This window comes from Streptomyces sp. NBC_01716, from assembly GCF_036248275.1.
In the GTDB taxonomy this organism is placed as follows: domain Bacteria; phylum Actinomycetota; class Actinomycetes; order Streptomycetales; family Streptomycetaceae; genus Streptomyces.
This window is the reverse complement of the sequence record NZ_CP109181.1, coordinates 1,859,316-1,879,277: the sequence shown is the minus strand read 5'-3', so window position 1 is coordinate 1,879,277 and position 19,962 is coordinate 1,859,316. Positions and strand designations below refer to the sequence as shown.

The window sequence follows — 19,962 nt, the reverse complement described above, 5'->3', positions numbered from 1 at the left end:
GCGGCAGCCGGCGGCGTGTGATCACACGGTTCCTAGGCTGTGGTCACATCATTCGAGAATTCGGATCCAGAGGTGCACAAGGACTGCATGAACAAGGCACAACTCGGTTGAACGGTTTCGGCATCTTCGGACACCCCGGCTACGGCCGCGGACGGAGTCACCTGAGCATCCCGCGACTCGCCGGCGGAGGCCGCGGTCCGCACGTAGAAGGTGACGAGCGAGTGCAGAGCTTCGGAGCGCTCCTCGGCGGATTGGTCGTGAACGCACCGTTCGGCGGCGGTGAGACGGACGAGTTCGTGGAGCTCGTAGCGGCCCGGTGACGTCTGATTCACCAGGTGCGCGGACTCCAGGCTGGACAGCAGCGCTTGCGTCCGGCTGGGCGTGAGTCCCGTCAGCGCCGCGGCCGCGGACAGCTCGATGTGCCGGCCGGGCGCAAGGCTCACCAGGCCCAATACCCGCGCCGCTGAGTAGGGCAGCGCGTTGTACGAGGCATCGAAGACCCTTCGAAGAGACGTGAGCGGATCTCCGGTCTCCAGTGTGTCCAGCCGCGTCTCCGCCGCGCGCAGTTCATCCGCGAGTGCGGAGAGCGGAAACTGTGGACGCGCGGCGCCGCGTGCGGCAGCGCTCGCGAGAGCGAGGGGCATCCGCCCACAACTGTCTATGATCGCGCCGACGGCGTGCGGTTCGGCCGCCGTACGGCGTTCGCCCAGCTGCGTGGCAAGGAACTGGCGCGAGGCCTCGGGTGACAGCACGTCAAGCGCGAGGGGACGCGCTCCCTCATGTGCCACGAGACTGTTGAGCCGGTCGCGGCTGGTGATCACGACGCTACAGGTGGGGGATCCGGGCAGGAGGGGACGTACGTGTTCGGCGTCGTGCGCGTTGTCCAGGAGGAGGAGCATCCGCCGATGGGCCAGGAGGCCGCGGAACAGGGCGTACTGCGCCTCGGCGCGGGCGGGGAGCGCTCGTTGTTCCACGCCGAGGGTGACGAGCAAGTCGCGTACCGCCCCCGACGGTGTCATGGCCGGAACCGTCGGATCGTACCCGTGGAGGTTTATGTAGAGCTGTCCGTCGGGGAACCGCGAAGCGTTGTCGTGAGCCCATCTCAGGGCCAGAGACGTCTTGCCGATCCCGCCGAGACCCGTGATGACGACGACGGGGGGCGTGGTGGCCGACTGCCCGTCGTCCAGTTCGGCGAGTGCTGCCGCCCGGCCGGCGAGCACAGGGGGTGCGGCGGGAAGCGTGACGGGTCCGGGTTCGCTCGGGACCGCGGCCCGTGGAGACACCGCGGCGGCGGGTCTGGTCGGGGTATCGAGGGCTGGATCGGCGTTGCGGATACGCAGGTGGATGTCGCTGAGGTCCAAGCCCGGGACGGTCCCCTTCTCCCTGACCAGGGTCTGCCTGGTGCGCTCGTAGTAGTCAAGGGCCTGTGAGGTGCGTCCCTCGCGGTAGAGCGTCACCATGAGCTGACCGATGACACGTTCGTTGAGGGGCTCCTGCCGGGCAAGGGACAGCAGGTCACCGAGAATCTTCGTCTGCCTGCCCTGGCGCAGCAACAGTTCGTTGCGGTCCAAGTGGGCCCGGAGGCGTTTCCGGCGGAGCGATTCCCGCAGTTCGTCGATCCAGGGGGAGCGCAGAGCGCCAAAGGCGTCCCCCTCCCACAAGGAGAGTGCTTCCTCCAGCAGGGCCAGAGCGGTGTCGTCGTCCGTGGCGGCGTTGGCCTGTGCGGTGAGCTCATGGAACCGGTGGAGATCTACCGTGGCTGCCGTCCTCTCATCGAGAGCGAGGACGTAGCCATCGGTCTGTCGATGGACATTGGCTGCCTGGCCGGCCGGAGAGAGAGCTGTTCTCAGCCTGGACAAGTAGGTGTAGAGCGTCGAGCGGGCACTCTGCGGGGGCCGGGGTCCCCAGACGCGGCCGATGAGTTCATCGACGGGCACCAAGCGACTGGCATCGGTGAGCAGGCTGATGAACACGGACTTGCGTCGCGCGTGTCCGAGGTCGATGAGACGCCCGTCGACCTGCATCGCCACGTCACCCAGAACGGAGATCCTCACCGGCATTGTCGTTCCTCCGTCGTGAGTTCCTCGGATCGTGACCGTCTGCGGAGCGAGCCGCCCGCCTCGGTGGGGGGCCCGCTCAGGGGCGCCGAACGGTACAGACACCGCGTACCGACTTCGTATGGGCAACGCACAATTCCTGGCCAAGCCAGGCCTGAACCCGGTGCCTCCAGAGGGGGACACGTGAGCCTCCACGCCGTGAACCCCACGACAACGAAACCGGCTTGCACGTGTCTTGTGCGGGGCTCATACACCCTCTGTGAGTCGCTGCCCTTACGTTGTCGCTGCTCCAATAGCGAAACTGATCAGTCAAGCCAGTGCATCGCCGCAGGGTAAGTGAGCGCGTTCTCGGCTCCGTCAATTCCTCACCACGATTGACGTGGTAAGTCGGCTGCCGGCCATGCGCGGCGGGTGACGACAAGCCATGGTCCCGCAGTTCCGACCATCGGGAAGGAGCGGGCGTGCCCGCAATCCTCAAAGAGAAGAACTTCCGCCTGTTCCTGGTGGGAGATCTTCTCGCGAACTTCGCTGACTTCGCGCTGTGGCTGGCGATGGCGGTCTGGGTGAAGACACTGACCGGCAGCACCGCTGCCGCAGGGCTGGTGATGTTCTCCTTCGCGCTGGGTGGCCTGTTCCTGCCGCTGTTCGGTGTGCTCGCTGATCGCTTCCCACGGAAACGGATGCTGATCACTGCCCACCTGCTGATCGCTCTGCTGCTGCTCACCCTCGTCATGGTCGACTCGAAGGACGACGTGTGGATGATCTACGGCGTCATCTTCGTGTACGGACTGTACGGAGCGTTCACCGCGCCGGCGCAGGCCGCGCTGCTGCCCTCTCTGGTGCCACGTGAGGAACTGTCGATCGTCAATGGCATTCGGCAGTCGTTGCACGGAGCTCTGCGCCTCTTCACCCCGGCCATCGGTGTCGGTGCGTTCGCTCTGATCGGTGGGCCCGGTGTCTCGGCGGCTGTGTCCTGCGTCTTCGTGATCTCGGCGCTCGTGCTGCTTCCGGTCAAGACGGAGGAGACGGTCGCGGAACGTCCGACGGGCGAGAGCTGGTGGGCGGAGGTGTCCGGAGGCGTCCGACTCCTCGCCCGGACCGCGGCCCTTCGCCAGATCGTGACGGCTCTGGGGATTGCCATGCTGGCATTGGGCTTCTTCGAAGTCATCGGCATAGAGGTCGTCACCAAGGGGCTGGGGCAGGAGGCATCGCATCTGGGTTTCATCGGAGCGACCCAGGGAGTGGGGACCATCGCGGGCGGCATCACCGTGGGTGTGCTTCTGCGCAGGCTCGGCGAAGGACTGATCGTCAGCGCGGGGCTGCTGGCCGGCGGTCTGGCCACCTTGCTTCTGCTGATCCCGTCCTACCCGGCGGTCCTGTTCGCCGTGTTCGTCCTGGGCGTGGCGTTTCCGGCTCTGGCCACCTCTGCCACCACCGCCCTGCAACGGCAGGTGCCCAATTCCCATCTCGGCAGGGCGTTTGCCGCCTTCGAGTTCATCGCCACGGTTCCGCAGACGGTGTCCATGGCGATGGGCGCTCTGCTCATCTCCCTGGTCGACTACCGCGTCCTGGTCGTGGTCGTGTCGGTGGTGCTCTGTGGGGCGGCGCTCTACCTCGCATCTCACTCCGGGCAGTGGGCGCTGGTCGGCCGGGAGCGGGATGAGGACGCTGTCGTCGAGGAAGGGGCGCGGGAGCCGGGCTCGGACTCTTCTCCCGCCCTTCCGGAGGGGCGGTGAGCACAGGGCTGTCCTGTCGTCGTCTTGGTGGATGGTTTTGTTTGTTGATTGGGAAGTGGAGTGGGGAGAGTTATGAAGGCGTATGAGGCTTCTGTTGGGTCGTTCGTGCCGTCGGTTGGTCCGGTGCCTGGTGGGGGTGTGGGGGCTGGTGTGGTGTCGTTCGGGCAGGAGCGGTTGTGGTTTCTTGATGAGTTGGTGGGTGGGGGTGCGTTGTATAACGCGCCGTTTGTGGTGCGTGTGCGTGGGTGTGATGTGGGGGTTTTGGGTGGGGCGGTTCAGGGGTTGGTGGATCGTCATGAGGCGTTGCGTTCGGGGGTTCGGACGGTGGGTGGGCGTCCGGTTTCTGTGGTGGCGGGTGTGGGGGTTGAGGTGTCGTGGTCGGTTGTTTCTGTGGGGGGTGAGGGGGAGGCGTGGGATGTGGTGCGTGAGGGGGTGTGTGGGTCTTTTGATTTGAGTGTGCCGCCGTTGGTGCGGGGTGGGTTTGTGGAGTTTGGTGGTGTGGGTGAGGGGCTTCTGTGGTTGGTGTTTCATCATGCGGTGTGTGATGGGTGGTCGTTGGGGGTTTTGCAGGAGGAGTTGCGGGAGTTTTATGCGGCGGGGGTTGAGGGGCGGGAGGTGGTGCTTCCGGAGGTTTCTTTGTCGTTCGGTGATTTTGCGGTGTGGGAGCGGGAGCGGTTGTCGGGGGGTGTGCTGGATGAGGGTGTGGGGTGGTGGCGTGGGTATTTGGAGGGTGCGCCGGGTGTGTTGAGTCTGCCGGGTGATCGGGTGCGGCCGGCGGTGCAGTCGTATGTGGGGGACATGGTTGTTTTTGATGTTCCTGGTGGTTTGGTGGACGGGGTTCGTGGTGTGGCGCGGGAGTGCCGTTCGACGGTTTTTCATGTGCTGATGGCGGCTTTTGATGTGGTGGTGGGTCGTTGGTCGCGGCAGGAGGATGTGGTGGTTGGGGTGCCGGGTGCGGGGCGGTCGGGTGCCGCTGCTCTGGATCGGGTGGTGGGGTTTTTCGCGAATATGTTGCCGGTGAGGGTGGATCTGGGTGGTGATCCGTCGTTTGTGGAGTTGGTGCGGCGGGTGCGGGGGAGTGCGGTGGCGGCGCAGGGGCATGAGGAGGTGCCGTTTTCGTCGTTGGTGGATGCGTTGGTGCCGGAGCGTGAGTCGTCGTGGTCGCCGTTGGTGCAGGTGACGTTCAGTGTGAATCCGGTGGAGCGGCGCCGGTGGGAGTGGGGTGGTGGTGCTGAGGGGGAGGTTGGTTCGGTGCATACGGGGACGGCGAAGTTTGATCTGGGGATGCTGGTCTTTGATGCTGGTGCGGATGGTATGTGGGGGGAGGTTGAGTTTGCGTCTGATTTGTTCAATGCGTCTACGGTGCGGCGGTTTGTGGATCAGTGGCTTGCGGTGCTTGGTGAGGTGACGGCGGATCCGCGGGTGCGGTTGTCGGAGCTGAGGGGGATGCCGGCGGCTGAGGTGGAGTTGCTGCGGTCGTGGTCGCGGGGTGGTGGTGGTGATTTGGTGTGGGATTCGGTGGATGAGGGGGTGGTGGCGCGGGCGTTGGAGCGGCCGGGTGCGGTGGCGGTGCGGGATCGTGGTGTGTCTGTGTCGTATGGGGAGTTGGTGGCGCGGGCTGATGGGGTGGCTGCGGCGTTGCGGGCTGTGGGTGTGGGGCGTGGTGGGGTGGTGGGGTTGTGTGTGGAGCGTTCGGCGGATCTTGTGGTGGGGATGTTGGGTGTGTTGCGGGCGGGGGCGGCGTATGTGGCGCTGGATCCGGAGTATCCGCGGGAGCGGCTGGCGTTCATGCTGGAGGATTCCGGGGCGCGGGTGGTGGTGGGGCATGAGTATCTGTTCGACCGTCTGCCGCTGGATGGCCGGACCACCGTCGACATCAGTCAGGTGCGGCCTGTCCCTCTCACATCCGGCAGTGCTGGTGGGGGTGTTGGCGGTGGTTCTGGTCTCAGGCCGGCGTGTCTGATGTATACGTCGGGTTCGACGGGCCGGCCGAAGGGCGCGGTGCTGTCGCACGCGGGGGTGGTGCGCCTGGTCTGCGGGACGGACTATGTGTCGCTGTCCGAGTCGTCAGTGACAGGCCAGTTTGCCGCGGCGTCGTTCGATCCTCTGACGTTCGAGGTGTGGGGTGCGCTGCTGAACGGTGGCCGGGTGGTGATCATTCCACCGGAAGTGGTGACGGCTCCGGAGAGCCTGCGTGATCTCCTCCGTTCGGAGGGCGTGACCGTGGCCTTTGTGGTGACTGCCTTGTTCCACGCGATGGTGCCGTTGGTTCCTGATGTCTTCGCCTCGCTGGAGCAGATGTACGTGGGTGGTGAGGCGCTCAACCCGGTACTGGCGGAGCGTGCCATGCAGGCCGGCGGGGCCCGCTTCCATAATTGTTACGGTCCCACCGAGGTCACCACGTTCTCGACGTGTATGCCGCTGGTGGCGGGATCGGTTACTCCGTATCGTATTGGTCCGCCGATCGCGAATACGCAGGCGTGGGTGGTGGACCGGTTCGGGTGGTTGGCGCCGGTGGGTGTGCCGGGTGAGCTGTGGCTGGGTGGTCCTGGTGTGGCGGTGGGCTATTGGGCGCGTCCGGGGCTGACGGCGGAGAAGTTCGTGCCGGACTGTTTCTCCGGGGTTCCGGGTGCGCGGTTGTACCGGACGGGTGATCTGGCGCGGTGGCTGCCGGACGGGACGCTGGAGTTCGTGGGGCGTGTCGATCAGCAGGTCAAGATCAGGGGTTTCCGGGTGGAACCGGGCGAGATCGAGGTGGTGTTGCACTCGCATCCGGAGGTCGAGGCGGCCGTGGTGGTGGCTTCGCCCGGGACGGGTGGTGCACTGCGATTGGTGGGTTACGCCGAAGGGCCGGGCCTGGAACCTGGAAGCGGGGGCGAACTGCGGGCCTTCCTGGCCGAGCGGCTGCCCGAACACATGGTGCCGGTACAAGTGGTGGTCCTGGACACCCTGCCCCTGCTCCCCAACGGGAAGATCAACCGACAAGCGCTGCCCCGAGCCGGACATCGGGACCGGGCCGGACGAGGACGTGGCGCCGGCCCACGGCATTGAGAAACGGATGGCGATTGAGCCGTCCTGTTGCCCTTTCTGGTGGATGGTTTTGTTTGTTGATTGGGAAGTGGAGTGGGGAGAGTTATGAAGGCGTATGAGGCTTCTGTTGGGTCGTTCGTGCCGTCGGTTGGTCCGGTGCCTGGTGGGGGTGTGGGGGCTGGTGTGGTGTCGTTCGGGCAGGAGCGGTTGTGGTTTCTTGATGAGTTGGTGGGTGGGGGTGCGTTGTATAACGCGCCGTTTGTGGTGCGTGTGCGTGGGTGTGATGTGGGGGTTTTGGGTGGGGCGGTTCAGGGGTTGGTGGATCGTCATGAGGCGTTGCGTTCGGGGGTTCGGACGGTGGGTGGGCGTCCGGTTTCTGTGGTGGCGGGTGTGGGGGTTGAGGTGTCGTGGTCGGTTGTTTCTGTGGGGGGTGAGGGGGAGGCGTGGGATGTGGTGCGTGAGGGGGTGTGTGGGTCTTTTGATTTGAGTGTGCCGCCGTTGGTGCGGGGTGGGTTTGTGGAGTTTGGTGGTGTGGGTGAGGGGCTTCTGTGGTTGGTGTTTCATCATGCGGTGTGTGATGGGTGGTCGTTGGGGGTTTTGCAGGAGGAGTTGCGGGAGTTTTATGCGGCGGGGGTTGAGGGGCGGGAGGTGGTGCTTCCGGAGGTTTCTTTGTCGTTCGGTGATTTTGCGGTGTGGGAGCGGGAGCGGTTGTCGGGGGGTGTGCTGGATGAGGGTGTGGGGTGGTGGCGTGGGTATTTGGAGGGTGCGCCGGGTGTGTTGAGTCTGCCGGGTGATCGGGTGCGGCCGGCGGTGCAGTCGTATGTGGGGGACATGGTTGTTTTTGATGTTCCTGGTGGTTTGGTGGACGGGGTTCGTGGTGTGGCGCGGGAGTGCCGTTCGACGGTTTTTCATGTGCTGATGGCGGCTTTTGATGTGGTGGTGGGTCGTTGGTCGCGGCAGGAGGATGTGGTGGTTGGGGTGCCGGGTGCGGGGCGGTCGGGTGCCGCTGCTCTGGATCGGGTGGTGGGGTTTTTCGCGAATATGTTGCCGGTGAGGGTGGATCTGGGTGGTGATCCGTCGTTTGTGGAGTTGGTGCGGCGGGTGCGGGGGAGTGCGGTGGCGGCGCAGGGGCATGAGGAGGTGCCGTTTTCGTCGTTGGTGGATGCGTTGGTGCCGGAGCGTGAGTCGTCGTGGTCGCCGTTGGTGCAGGTGACGTTCAGTGTGAATCCGGTGGAGCGGCGCCGGTGGGAGTGGGGTGGTGGTGCTGAGGGGGAGGTTGGTTCGGTGCATACGGGGACGGCGAAGTTTGATCTGGGGATGCTGGTCTTTGATGCTGGTGCGGATGGTATGTGGGGGGAGGTTGAGTTTGCGTCTGATTTGTTCAATGCGTCTACGGTGCGGCGGTTTGTGGATCAGTGGCTTGCGGTGCTTGGTGAGGTGACGGCGGATCCGCGGGTGCGGTTGTCGGAGCTGAGGGGGATGCCGGCGGCTGAGGTGGAGTTGCTGCGGTCGTGGTCGCGGGGTGGTGGTGGTGATTTGGTGTGGGATTCGGTGGATGAGGGGGTGGTGGCGCGGGCGTTGGAGCGGCCGGGTGCGGTGGCGGTGCGGGATCGTGGTGTGTCTGTGTCGTATGGGGAGTTGGTGGCGCGGGCTGATGGGGTGGCTGCGGCGTTGCGGGCTGTGGGTGTGGGGCGTGGTGGGGTGGTGGGGTTGTGTGTGGAGCGTTCGGCGGATCTTGTGGTGGGGATGTTGGGTGTGTTGCGGGCGGGGGCGGCGTATGTGGCGCTGGATCCGGAGTATCCGCGGGAGCGGCTGGCGTTCATGCTGGAGGATTCCGGGGCGCGGGTGGTGGTGGGGCATGAGTATCTGTTCGACCGTCTGCCGCTGGACGGCCGGACCACCATCGACATCAGCCAAACCCGACCCGTCGCCCTCACACCCGACACGGCGAATGCGATCGGCCGGAACCTTGAGCGCGGTGACGATCTCGCGTACCTGATCTACACATCGGGTTCCACCGGGAGGCCGAAGGGCGTCGCGGTACGACATCGGAATCTCGGCTCACTGATGGCCATCGGCCGCAGGTGTTTCGACTTCGGCCCCGAAGATGTCTGGTCACTGTTTCACTCGGCGTCCTTCGACTTTTCCGTGTGGGAGACCTGGGGCGCGCTCGCGAACGGAGGGTGCCTCGTCGTGGTTCCTCCGGAATTGGCCAGGGATCCCGCCGGATTTCATCGGCTTGTTTCGGAGGCCGGCGTCACCGTCCTCAATGTGACACCAACCGCCTTCGGCAGGTTCGAAGAGGCGGACGCCCAAATACCCGCACCGCTGGCTCTGCGCAAGGTAATTTTCGGGGGCGAGGCTGTCGATCTCTCGGCGGTCCGCCGTTGGTGGGAGCGGCACCAGGTTGGTGCTCCTGAGCTGATCAACATGTTCGGTATCACCGAGGTGACGGTGCATGCCACTGTCAAGACGCTCACCCCCGAAGCGTTGGACGACAGCGTCAGCCCTATCGGTGTCCCGCTGCCCGGATACAGCATCCGTGTGCTCGGTCCTGACGGGCGGGAACAGCCGATCGGTGTCGCCGGGGAGATGCACATCTCCGGCGCCGGGGTGGCGGCCGGCTACCTGAACCGGCCGGAGCTGACCGCTGAGCGCTTTCTTCCCATCGATCCTGAGAATTCCCGGGCCGGAGTCACCTATGCCTCCGGAGACCTGGCGCGCTGGCTGCCCAGCGGCGAACTCGAGTACGTGGGCCGCGCCGATCAGCAGGTCAAGATACGAGGGTTCCGGGTGGAGACGGGCGAGGTGGAAGCCGTCCTTGGTGCTCATCCGCAGGTCGATTCCAGCGTGGTGACCGTGACCCGCGACGAGGACACTCCTCGGCTCGTGGCCTACTGCGTTCCCGCTGCGGGAGCTGAGACATCAGTCAATGACCTGCGCGACCATCTGGCCGCGCGGCTCCCGTCCTACATGGTTCCGGCGCTGATCATCCTGATCGACGAGATTCCGCTCAACGCCAACGGCAAAGCCGATCTGGCTCGGCTGCCTTCCGCGGAGTTCGCACACGCGGAAACGCGTGAGGAGTATCTGGCGCCGTCGTCGGAGCAGGAGAAGATCCTTGCCGATGTGTGGTGCGAGGTGCTCGGTGTGAATCGCGTGGGGGTGCGTGAAAACTTCTTCGATCTGGGTGGTGACTCGATCCGAAGTGTTCAGGTGCTGGCGGCCGCACGTAGTCGCGGGCTGACCTTTGACCTTCAGAGTCTCTTCCAGCACAGGACGGTAGAGCGACTGGCGCCGCTGTGCACCTCGCACGAGTCCCGAGCCCAGGAGTTGAAACCGTTCTCGATGGTCTCCACCGGGGACCGGGAAAGGATGCCCGCGGACGCGGTCGACGCCTATCCGATGACCGCGCTTCAGATGGGAATGATCTACGAGATGGAGGCCGATTCCCGGATCAGCCCTTATCTCAATGTGGACAGTTTTGGGATGCGGGCCCGTTTCGACGAGTCCCTGTTCCGTCGTGCTGTGGACGATGTGGTCCTTCGTCATGAAATCTTGCGTACCTCTTTCCACCTGAGTGGTTACGACGATTTGCTCCAGGTTGTCCATGAGATGGCTGAGCTTTCGGTCGTGGTTGAGGATGTCCGTGAGCTGGCGGAGGCGGAACGGTCGGCGTTGGTCGCCGAGTGCGTGAGAAGGGAGCGCGGAATACCCTTCGATGTGAATGTTCCCGGCCTGCTGAGGTTCTTCATTCATGTAGTGGATGACGGGGAGTTCCAGTGGACGCTTGTCGAGCATCACGCGATTCTGGACGGCTGGAGCCTGAATTCCACGATCGGTGAGATTATCGGTCGCTATGCGCTGCTGCTGGAGGATCCGGAGGCCGCGCGGGAGTCCGCTCCGGTTTCCCGGTTCCGGGAGTTCGTGGCGTTGGAGCGGGCGGATGCCCGTAGCGCTGCTTCACGGGCGTTCTGGGAGGAAGCGATATGCGACTGGGAGGCGCTCCGGCTTCCCCGGTTGCCGCCGGCGGAGCGCGGAGGCGCCCCGGTTCCGGTCGGCGATGTCGGAGACGGGGAACGGGTCTCGCCGGAGGAGGGGAGTGGCTTCGGCTCGCTTGAGACTCGGCTGGATCCTGCTGTGTACGAAGGGCTGGTGGACGTCACCCGTCGGCTTGGTCTGCCGTTGAAGTCTGTGCTGCTTGGCGCTCATCTGGCGGTGATGTCCAAGTTGACCGGGCACCGTAGTCCGACTACCGGGCTCTTGGTCAATGGCCGGTTGGAGGGTGAGGGAGGGACCGACACGCGGGGTCTTTTCCTGAATTCGGTTCCTTTCTCTGTCCCGGTGGAAGGCACGATGGCGGATGTCATCCGCGCGGTTTTCGCCCGGGACACGGAGATCCTTCCGCACCGACGGTTCCCGCACACCGAGATCAGGGCGCTGGCCGGCGGAGCCCAGCTGTACGAGACGCACTTCATCTACAACCACTTCCATGTACTGGCCGAGGCGCTGGAGGCGGGCGAGGTCGGGATCGTGAGCGCGGCGGACGGCTCCTACATGACCGCGCGGTCCGAGCCGACCAACTGGCCTTTCGCGTGCGGGTTCATGCGTGAACCAGGGGCCGACGGGCTCGTTCACGTCATCGATTACCACACGGCCGAGTTCACCGGCGAGCAGGTGCGTGGCTACCGGGACTGCTATCTGCGGTTGCTGCGGGCCCTGGCTGAGGATCCTTATCGTCGGGTGGACACCATTGATGTCCTTTCCGATGAGGAGCGGCGGGCGTTTTCCTCGTGGAATTCGACGGCCGCGGATCTGGTGTGGGATTCGGTGGATGAGGGGGTGGTGGCGCGGGCGTTGGAGCGGCCGGGTGCGGTGGCGGTGCGGGATCGTGGTGTGTCTGTGTCGTATGGGGAGTTGGTGGCGCGGGCTGATGGGGTGGCTGCGGCGTTGCGGGCTGTGGGTGTGGGGCGTGGTGGGGTGGTGGGGTTGTGTGTGGAGCGTTCGGCGGATCTTGTGGTGGGGATGTTGGGTGTGTTGCGGGCGGGGGCGGCGTATGTGGCGCTGGATCCGGAGTATCCGCGGGAGCGGCTGGCGTTCATGCTGGAGGATTCCGGGGCGCGGGTGGTGGTGGGGCATGAGTATCTGTTCGACCGTCTGCCGCTGGACGGCCGGACCACCATCGACATCAGTCAGGTGCGGCCTGTCCCTCTCACATCCGGCGGTGTCGGTGGGGGTGTTGGCGGTGGTTCTGGTCTCAGGCCGGCGTGTCTGATGTATACGTCGGGTTCGACGGGCCGGCCGAAAGGCGCGGTGGTGCCGCACGCGGGGGTGGTGCGCCTGGTATGTGAGGCCGATTATCTTCCGCTGTCCGAGTCGTCAGTGATGGCGCAGCTTGCTTCGGCGTCGTTCGATCCTCTGACGTTCGAGGTGTGGGGACCGCTGCTGAACGGTGGCCGGGTGGTGATCATTCCACCGGAAGTGGTGACGGCTCCGGAGAGCCTGCGCGATCTGATCCGCTCGGAGGGCGTGACCGTCCTTGGAGCCGTGTCGGCACTGTTCAACGCGACGGTATCGGCGGTCCCTGACGCTTTTGCCACCTTGGAGCGGGTGCATGTGGGTGGTGAGGCGCTCAATCCGGTGATGGTGGAGCGTGCTATCGGGGCCGGCGGGGCGCGTTTCTACAATTGTTACGGTCCCACCGAGGTCACCACGACCTCGACGTGTATGCCGCTGGTGGCGGGATCGGTCACACCGGGTCGTATTGGTCCGCCGATCGCGAATACGCAGGCGTGGGTGGTGGACCGGTTCGGGTGGCTGGCGCCGGTGGGTGTGCCGGGTGAGCTGTGGCTGGGTGGTCCTGGTGTGGCGGTGGGCTATTGGGCGCGTCCGGGGCTGACGGCGGAGAAGTTCGTGCCGGACTGTTTCTCCGGGGTTCCGGGTGCGCGGTTGTACCGGACGGGTGATCTGGCGCGGTGGCTGCCGGACGGGACGCTGGAGTTCGTGGGGCGTGTCGATCAGCAGGTCAAGATCAGGGGTTTCCGGGTGGAACCGGGCGAGATCGAGGTGGTGTTGCACTCGCATCCGGAGGTCGAGGCGGCCGTGGTGGTGGCTTCGCCCGGGACGGGTGGTGCACTGCGTCTGGTGGGTTACGCCGAGGGGCCGGGCCTGGAACCTGGAAGCGGGGGCGAACTGCGGGCCTTCCTGGCCGAACGGCTGCCCGAACACATGGTGCCCGTACAGGTGGTGGTCCTGGACACACTGCCCCTACTCCCCAACGGGAAGATCAACCGAAGCGGGCTGCCAGAGCCGGACATCGGGACCCGGCCGGACGAGTACGTACCGCCGGCCGACGATGTCGAGAAGGCGATCGCCCGGATCTGGTCCGAAACCCTGGGAACCGAACGCGTCTCCACCACGGACAATTTCTTCGATCTCGGTGGGCATTCCCTGCATGCCATCCGGGTGACCACCCGCCTCAATGCCGACCTCGGTGTCGGAATCGCCGTACAAGACGTACTGGCTTGCCCAGGCCTCGCGGTCCTCGCGGCCCATGTCCGCCAACTGCAGGCGGATTCCGAGGACATAGGGCAATTGTTGGCCGAATTGGATCAGCTGTCCGACAGTGACGCTGTGCGACTTCTTGAGGAGGAGCAGTGAGCAACGAGGGATTCCTTCCCACGGCATTTGACGTCACGTCGGAGCGCAGCCCGATTCCCCGCGTCACCGACGAGCAGTGGCGCAGCCTCAGCGTTGCCAAGCGCCAGCTGCTCCAGCGCAGGCTGATGGGTGGGGTTTCTGGGGATGTGTTGGTGGGGTTGGGTGCGGGTGAGGGGGTGTTGTCGCCTGCGCAGGAGGCGTTGTGGTTTTTGTGGCGGTTGGGGCCGGGGGTGGGGTCGTACAACGTGCCGTCGGCGTTCCGGCTTGTGGGGCGGCTTGATGTGGGGGCGTTGGAGGGTGCGTTGGCGGGTGTGGTGGGTCGGCATGAGGTGTTGCGGACTCGTTTTGTGGAGCGTGGGGGGTCGGTGGTGCAGGAGGTGATGCCGGCGGGTCCGGTGGGGGTTGAGGTGGTGTCGGTTCCTGGTGGGGCTGGTGGGGAGGGGTTGCTTGAGGAGTTGGTGGCTGAGCGGGCGGGTGAGCCGTTTGATCTGGATGGGCATGTGCCGTTGCGGGTGGTGTTGTTCCGGTTGGGTGTGGATGAGCATGTGTTGTTGGTGGTGACGCATCATGCGTTTACGGATGCGTGGTCGGATGAGATTTTCTGGCGTGAGCTGACGGTTCTGTATGGGGCTGCGGTGGGTGGTGGGGTTGCGGGGCTGCCTGAGTTGGGGTTGCAGTTTTTGGATGTGGCGCGTTGGCAGTATGGGTTGCGGGAGCGTGGTGTGCTGGATGCGCAGCTGGATTATTGGGGTGGTCGGTTGGCGGGTGTTCCGGTGTTGGATCTGCCGGTTGACCGGGTGCGGCCGGCGGTGCAGTCGGGTCGGGCGGGTCATGTCGGGTTTGTTGTTCCTGTGGGTGTGGTTGAGGGGTTGCGTCGGCTTGCCCGGGGTGCTGACGCGACGATGTTCATGACGCTGCTTGCTGTGTATCAGGCGTTTCTGGGCCGGGTGTGTGGTCAGCGTGATGTGACGGTGGGGTGTCCGATGGCGGGGCGGAGTCGTCCTGAGGTGGCGCCGTTGATCGGATACTTTGTGAATACGGTGGTGTTGCGGGGTCAGTGGGAGCCGGGGATGCGGTTCGTGGACTTCCTTGGGCGGGTCCGTGGTTCCGTGCTGGAGGGTATGGCTCATCAGGACGTGCCGTTCAGTTCCGTGGTGGAGCGAGTGCAGCCGGCCCGTGATCCCAGCCGCAACCCCCTCTACCAAGCCATGTTCACCTACTTCCCGGAGACTGTCGCCGAGCCTTTGACGGAGTCGAGCTTCGCCGGGATCACCGCCACCCGGATGGAGCCCGGTGCCGGTTACATACCTGCCGATCTGGATCTGACGCTGGTTGACGCGGGGGATGTACTGCACGGTGGTTTGGCGTTCCGGTTGGATTTGTTTGATGAGGTGTCGGTGCGGGGGTTGGCGGATCGGTTTGTGCGGTTCTTGGAGTGTGTGGCGGTTGATCCGGGTGTGTTGTTGGGTGATGTGGAGTTGTTGTCGGGTGAGGAGCGGGGGTGGCTGGAGGGTGTTGGGGGTCTGGCGGAGGGGGGTTCGGTAGGGGTGGTGTCGGAGTTGTTTGAGGCGCAGGTGGTGAGGTCGCCGTCGGGGGTGGCGGTGGTGGCTGGTGGGGTGTCGTTGTCGTTTGCGGAGTTGAATGTTGTGGCGAATCGGCTGGCGCGGTTGTTGGTGAGTCGGGGGGTGGGGCCGGAGTCGAGGGTGGCGTTGGGTGTGTCGCGGTCGGTGGAGATGGTTGTTGCTGTGCTGGCGGTGTTGAAGGCTGGTGGGGTGTATGTGCCGGTGGGTGATGATCTGCCGGTGGCGCGGGTGGGGGCGGTTTTGGATGATGCGGGTCCGGTGGTGGTGCTGGGGGATTCGCGTTCGTGGGTGTCGTGGCCGGAGGGTACGGAGTGGGTGGATTTGGCGGGGGTGGCGGAGGAGGGTGCCGGTGGTGGTCTGCTGGCGGGGTTCGGCGGGGGTGATCTGTCGGATGTGGACCGGTTGTCGCCGTTGCTGCCGGAGCATGCCGCGTACATGATCTTTACGTCGGGTTCGACGGGCCGGCCCAAGGGAGTCGTCATCTCCCATCGGGCGGCTTGTAGCCTTCATCACGGTCATGACAAGGCGTTCCGGGAGGTCCGGGGCGAGGGGATGCCCGCGGCGCTGACCGCGCCTCTGTCCTTCGACAGCCACTGGGAGGCTCTTCTGTGGATGTTCGAGGGGAATGAGCTGCACATTGTGGACAGTGTGACGCGTCTGGACATGGAGGCGCTGGCCCGGTACGTCGCCGATCACCGCATCGGGTTCATGGACGTCACGCCGTCGGTGGTGCGGCAGCTGGCGGGTGTCGGCATGTTCGACGAGGGGCATCCGCGTCCGGCGGTGCTGTCCGTCGGCGGTGAGGCCATGGACCAGCCGCTGTGGGATCAGCTGCTGGAGACGAAGGACGTAGCGGTTCACAACTTTTACGGACCGACCGAGTGTGCGGTCTACAGTACGTTTGCTCGTGTGGTGGGTGGGGGTGGGGTGAGTATTGGTCGTCCGCTGGTGAATGTGCGGGTGTGTGTGGTGGATGAGTGGGGTGGTCTGGTTCCGCCGGGGGTGCGGGGTGAGTTGTGTGTGGCGGGTCCTGGTGTGGGGCGTGGTTATGCGGGTCGGCCGGGGCTGACGGCGGAGAGGTTTGTTCCGGATCCGTTCGGTGGGGTGCCGGGTGGGCGGATGTACCGGACGGGGGATTCGGTGCGCTGGCGTGCTGATGGTGCGCTGGAGTTCTTCGGGCGTATCGATGGTCAGGTGAAGGTGCGCGGGTATCGGATCGAGTTGGGGGATGTGGAGGCTGCGGTGTTGCGGCAGGAGGGTGTGGGCCGGGCGGCGGTGTCGGTGTTCGAGCGTGCGGGGGACCGGCAGTTGGTCGCGTATGTCGAGCCGGTGGCCGGGTCGGTGGTGGATGTGGCTGAGGTGCGGCGGGGTGTGGTGGCGGAGTTGCCCGCGTACATGGTTCCGGTGTCGTTCATGGTGCTGGACGCGCTGCCGATGATGTCGAGTGGGAAGCTGGACCGGGCGCGGTTGCCGGAGCCGGTGGTGTCGGGGACGGCGCGTGGGCGGGCGCCCAGGACTCCGGACGAGCAGGTGATCGCGGACGTGTTCGCGCAGGTCCTGGGTGTGAGCGAGGTGGGAGCGGACGACAGCTTCTTCGATCTGGGCGGCCACTCCCTGCTGGCCGTCCGCCTGGTGACCCAGGTCGGTGAGAAACTCCACAGGCCCGTGACGGTCGCCGACCTGTTCAACCTCCCCACCCCCGCCCTCCTCGCCACCACCTTTGAGGAGGGGGCAGGCGCGCGGGCCGCGTCAACGATGCTTCCGTTGCGGACCGGCGGAGATGAGCCACCACTGTTCTGTGTCCACCCGGCAGGCGGCTTCGGATGGTGCTACTCGGGTGTGCCACGCATGCTGGGATCCGGCCGGCCGGTTCACGCGTTCCAGGCCCGAGGGCTCGACGTCTCGACGGATGCCATGCTTCCCGGCACGTTGACGGAGATGGCCGCCGACTACGTGGACCGGGCGCGCGAGGTGCAGCCGCAGGGACCGCTTCACCTGCTGGGATGGTCGATGGGCGGCGTGGTGGCACACGCCATGGCGGTGGAGGCGCAGCGGCGGGGCGAGGAGGTCGGGGCCCTGATCATGCTGGACAGCTACCCGGTGCTCGATGACGAAGCCTCCGCCGCGGTGGGGGACTTCGCGGAAGTGGAGCGCGTGATGGCGGAGGCGGCCGGCCCCGACTTCACCGTGGGCCGGCTGATCAGCCCGGTGGACGACGCGGCCGACCAGAAGCAGGCCGAGGCCGTTGTCCGGGGGGTCGTGACCAACAATCTTCAGCTGCTCAGCCTGCATCGTCCTGAGACCTTCCACGGTGACGCGCTGTTGATCCGGGCCGCGCTGGACCCCGTCCCCGTCGGGAGGGCACCGGAACAGGACTGGGAGCCCTACGTCACCGGAGAACTGACCGTCATGTCCATGCCGTCCACTCATGGCGAACTGATGGCGGTCGAACACAGCGAAACCCTGGGTGAGTTGCTGAGGCACTGGCTCGACCGGCGCGGCTGAACCCTGCCCGGCCCCCGGAGCAGATGGACCAGTTTGACCCGAGATGCAGGATACGAAACACGATGCGGGAGAGGGAGAACATGTCCGAGAGCACGGATCGCTACAAGGTCGTCGTCAACGACGAGGAGCAGTACTCGATTTGGCTGGATCACCGCGAGGCGCCGGAGGGCTGGCACACCGTCGGCTTCTCCGGGGAGAAGTCCGAGTGCCTGGACCACATCGAGAAGGTGTGGACCGACATAACACCGAAGAGCCTGCGTTGACCGGGCGTACGGCAGTCGGCTGCCCTCGGTCGGATCGGGGCGTATGGCGCCCCGTGCCCAGATGACCCGGGTGTCCTCCCGGCTGACCCGATTGAGTGGTGAGGCCGGGGCCGGCGTACGGCTGGTGTGTCTGCCGTACGCCGGCGCCGCCGCCACGGTCTACCGGAACTGGGGAGCGAGACTGCCGCCCGCGGTGGAACTGCTCGGCGCGGACCCGCCGGGCAGGGTCACCGGACAACAAGGTGCGGTGCCCTCGGAGGGGTTGCTGGACGTGGCGGCACTCATCGCCGGAGAGATCGCCGCTCTGCCTCGCGTGCCGACCGTCCTCTTCGGGCACAGCCTCGGCGCTCTGCTGGCCTACGAGACCGCCGTGGAGCTCATGCTTCACGGTGTCCCGATCGACCACCTCGTGGTATCGGGGTGTGTGGCTCCGCACAAGGGTGAGAAGGCGACGCCCCTGCACGGTCTCGGCCAAAAGGAGTTCTTCGCTGCCTGGAACGATTCCCTGCGACTTCCGGAGATCATACGCGGCAGCACAGAAGTACAGGCGTTGGTCTACCCCATGATGAAGTACGATATTTGGCTCTATGACACTTACGAATGGGACAGGCATTTCGAGCTCGAATGCCCTGTGACGGCTTTCGGGGGATCCTCGGACCGCCTTTCCATGGGGGACTCCACGCGCCATTGGCGCGACCTGACTTCAGGAGAGTTCCGCCTGCGTCTCTTCCCCGGGGACCACTTCTTCCTGCACTCCCATGAACGGGAGGTCGTGGGCAGCGTCGGAGCCCTTCTGAACGTGACGGGGAACGCGGGCGGCCCAAGACCGTGAGCAGTGCCTGTCTTTCGTGTTGTACGGGAATTGTATCTGCGTCATGCACCGCCCGACGGGGACCGGATGTACCGTCAACGAAACACAGAGAACAATGAACGGCGAATGAGTAGGCGCCTGCAATTGCGGACCGACCGACGGTGCGGGCGCCGCGGACCGTACAGAACATTTCAGCCTGCCTGGGCAGCCAGTTGACGGAACGCGGGAGAAGGACGTCCGCCCGCTGCCGGATTCGCACCGCAAGTCGCTCGTCGGCGTCGCCGACACCCCCGTAGGAGGAGAAGACATGAGTCGGCCGTCTCCACTCAGTTCCCCACCGGAGTCCCCGTTGGACAAAGCCGCCGACATCGCGGCTACCGCGGCTCTGCTCCAGATCGGCGCCGAGCTGGGCGTGGACCAGACGCTCGACGCCGGTGACGTGTTCGGCATCGATGAACTCGCCCGGCACACCGACCTGCCGACGCCCGGCCTCAAGCAGTATCTGACCGCACTGGTGGCGGCCGGCCTGGTCGTGGAGACGGGCGCCGCGGGGCACTACCGGCCTGCGGACGACTACGCGGACCGACGGTACGAGGCAGGGTATGTGTCCTGGTCGGTCGGTGCGAACTATCCGTTCATCGAGCACGCCCGGTCGTTCCTGGCGGACCGGGACGGAGCCGGACGGGTGCATTCCCGTGACGGCCGAAGGGTCGCGGTCAGCTCCCGCTGGGTGGGTGAACGGGGCTTCTATCAGGGGGTGTACGAGCATGTCCGGGCCTCAGGCGCGCGTCGAATCACCGACCTCGGCGCCGGGGCGGGGCGCCTGCTGATCAAACTCCTGCTGGAGGATCCTGCTCGCACCGGTGTCGCCCTCGACATCAGCGGAGCGGCCTGCGCCGCGGCCAAGGAGGCCGCTGTGCGGGCGGGTGTGGAGGACCGGCTGGAGGTCACCGAGCGCCCCATCGAGTCGCTCATGGACGACATCTCCCCGGTGGACGGGGCCGACGCCGTCCAGGCGTGCTTTGTCATGCACGATGTCGTCGAGGACGACACGGTGTTCCGCAAGGTACTGGCCGGCTGCCGCGAAGGGCTGGCGCCCGACGGCTTCATGGCCGTCGTGGACGCGGTCTCCTACGCACCGGGCAGGGAGCGGAAGTTCAGCGCGCTGTTCACGTACCTTCACGCCAACTTCATGGACATCCGACTGCCCGCGGAGCACGAGTGGCTGCGGAAGTTCGACGCCGCGGGGTTCTCGTCGGTGACGTGTGTGCCGCAGCCCATGCCCGGCAGCCGTCTGTTCATCGCGGCCAAGTAGTT

8 protein-coding genes are annotated in these 19,962 nt (G+C 65.7%); 7 read left to right on the top strand and 1 reads right to left on the bottom strand.

All coding sequences use genetic code 11. The features are described from left to right. Window positions 1–32: 32 nt before the first annotated feature. On the bottom strand, window positions 33–2,054 hold the full coding sequence (locus OIE74_RS08070) for an AfsR/SARP family transcriptional regulator (RefSeq protein WP_329380042.1): 2,022 nt from the start codon (window positions 2,052–2,054) through the stop codon (window positions 33–35). A 464-nt stretch (window positions 2,055–2,518) separates the two neighbouring features. On the opposite strand from OIE74_RS08070, the gene OIE74_RS08065 reads away from it, so the two are divergent. From OIE74_RS08065 to OIE74_RS08035, 7 genes are all read left to right on the top strand, one after another. After that, the gene (locus OIE74_RS08065; protein ID WP_329380040.1) at window positions 2,519–3,793 is read left to right on the top strand and encodes an MFS transporter; all 1,275 of its coding nucleotides are present in this window, start codon (window positions 2,519–2,521) and stop codon (window positions 3,791–3,793) included. 72 nt (window positions 3,794–3,865) lie between these two features. Beyond that, window positions 3,866–6,844, top strand: coding sequence for a non-ribosomal peptide synthetase (locus OIE74_RS08060; RefSeq protein WP_329380037.1), 2,979 nt, complete (start codon window positions 3,866–3,868; stop codon window positions 6,842–6,844). A gap of 84 nt (window positions 6,845–6,928) precedes the next feature. Next, window positions 6,929–13,483, top strand: a complete 6,555-nt coding sequence (locus OIE74_RS08055) for a non-ribosomal peptide synthetase (RefSeq protein ID WP_329380033.1) — start codon at window positions 6,929–6,931, stop codon at window positions 13,481–13,483. After that, window positions 13,480–17,571: a non-ribosomal peptide synthetase gene (locus tag OIE74_RS08050; protein ID WP_329380030.1), complete on the top strand. Its 4,092-nt coding sequence runs from the start codon at window positions 13,480–13,482 to the stop codon at window positions 17,569–17,571. Before OIE74_RS08055 ends, OIE74_RS08050 begins: the two co-directional genes overlap by 4 nt. Before the next feature lie 80 nt (window positions 17,572–17,651). After that, the gene (locus OIE74_RS08045; RefSeq protein WP_329392209.1) at window positions 17,652–17,834 is read left to right on the top strand and encodes an MbtH family protein; all 183 of its coding nucleotides are present in this window, start codon (window positions 17,652–17,654) and stop codon (window positions 17,832–17,834) included. 43 nt (window positions 17,835–17,877) lie between these two features. Further along, complete coding sequence (locus OIE74_RS08040) at window positions 17,878–18,666, top strand: thioesterase II family protein (protein ID WP_329380027.1); 789 nt, start codon at window positions 17,878–17,880, stop codon at window positions 18,664–18,666. Window positions 18,667–18,994: 328 nt separating this feature from the next. Beyond that, window positions 18,995–19,960, top strand: a complete 966-nt coding sequence (locus tag OIE74_RS08035) for a methyltransferase (RefSeq protein WP_329380025.1) — start codon at window positions 18,995–18,997, stop codon at window positions 19,958–19,960. Window positions 19,961–19,962: the final 2 nt, after the last annotated feature.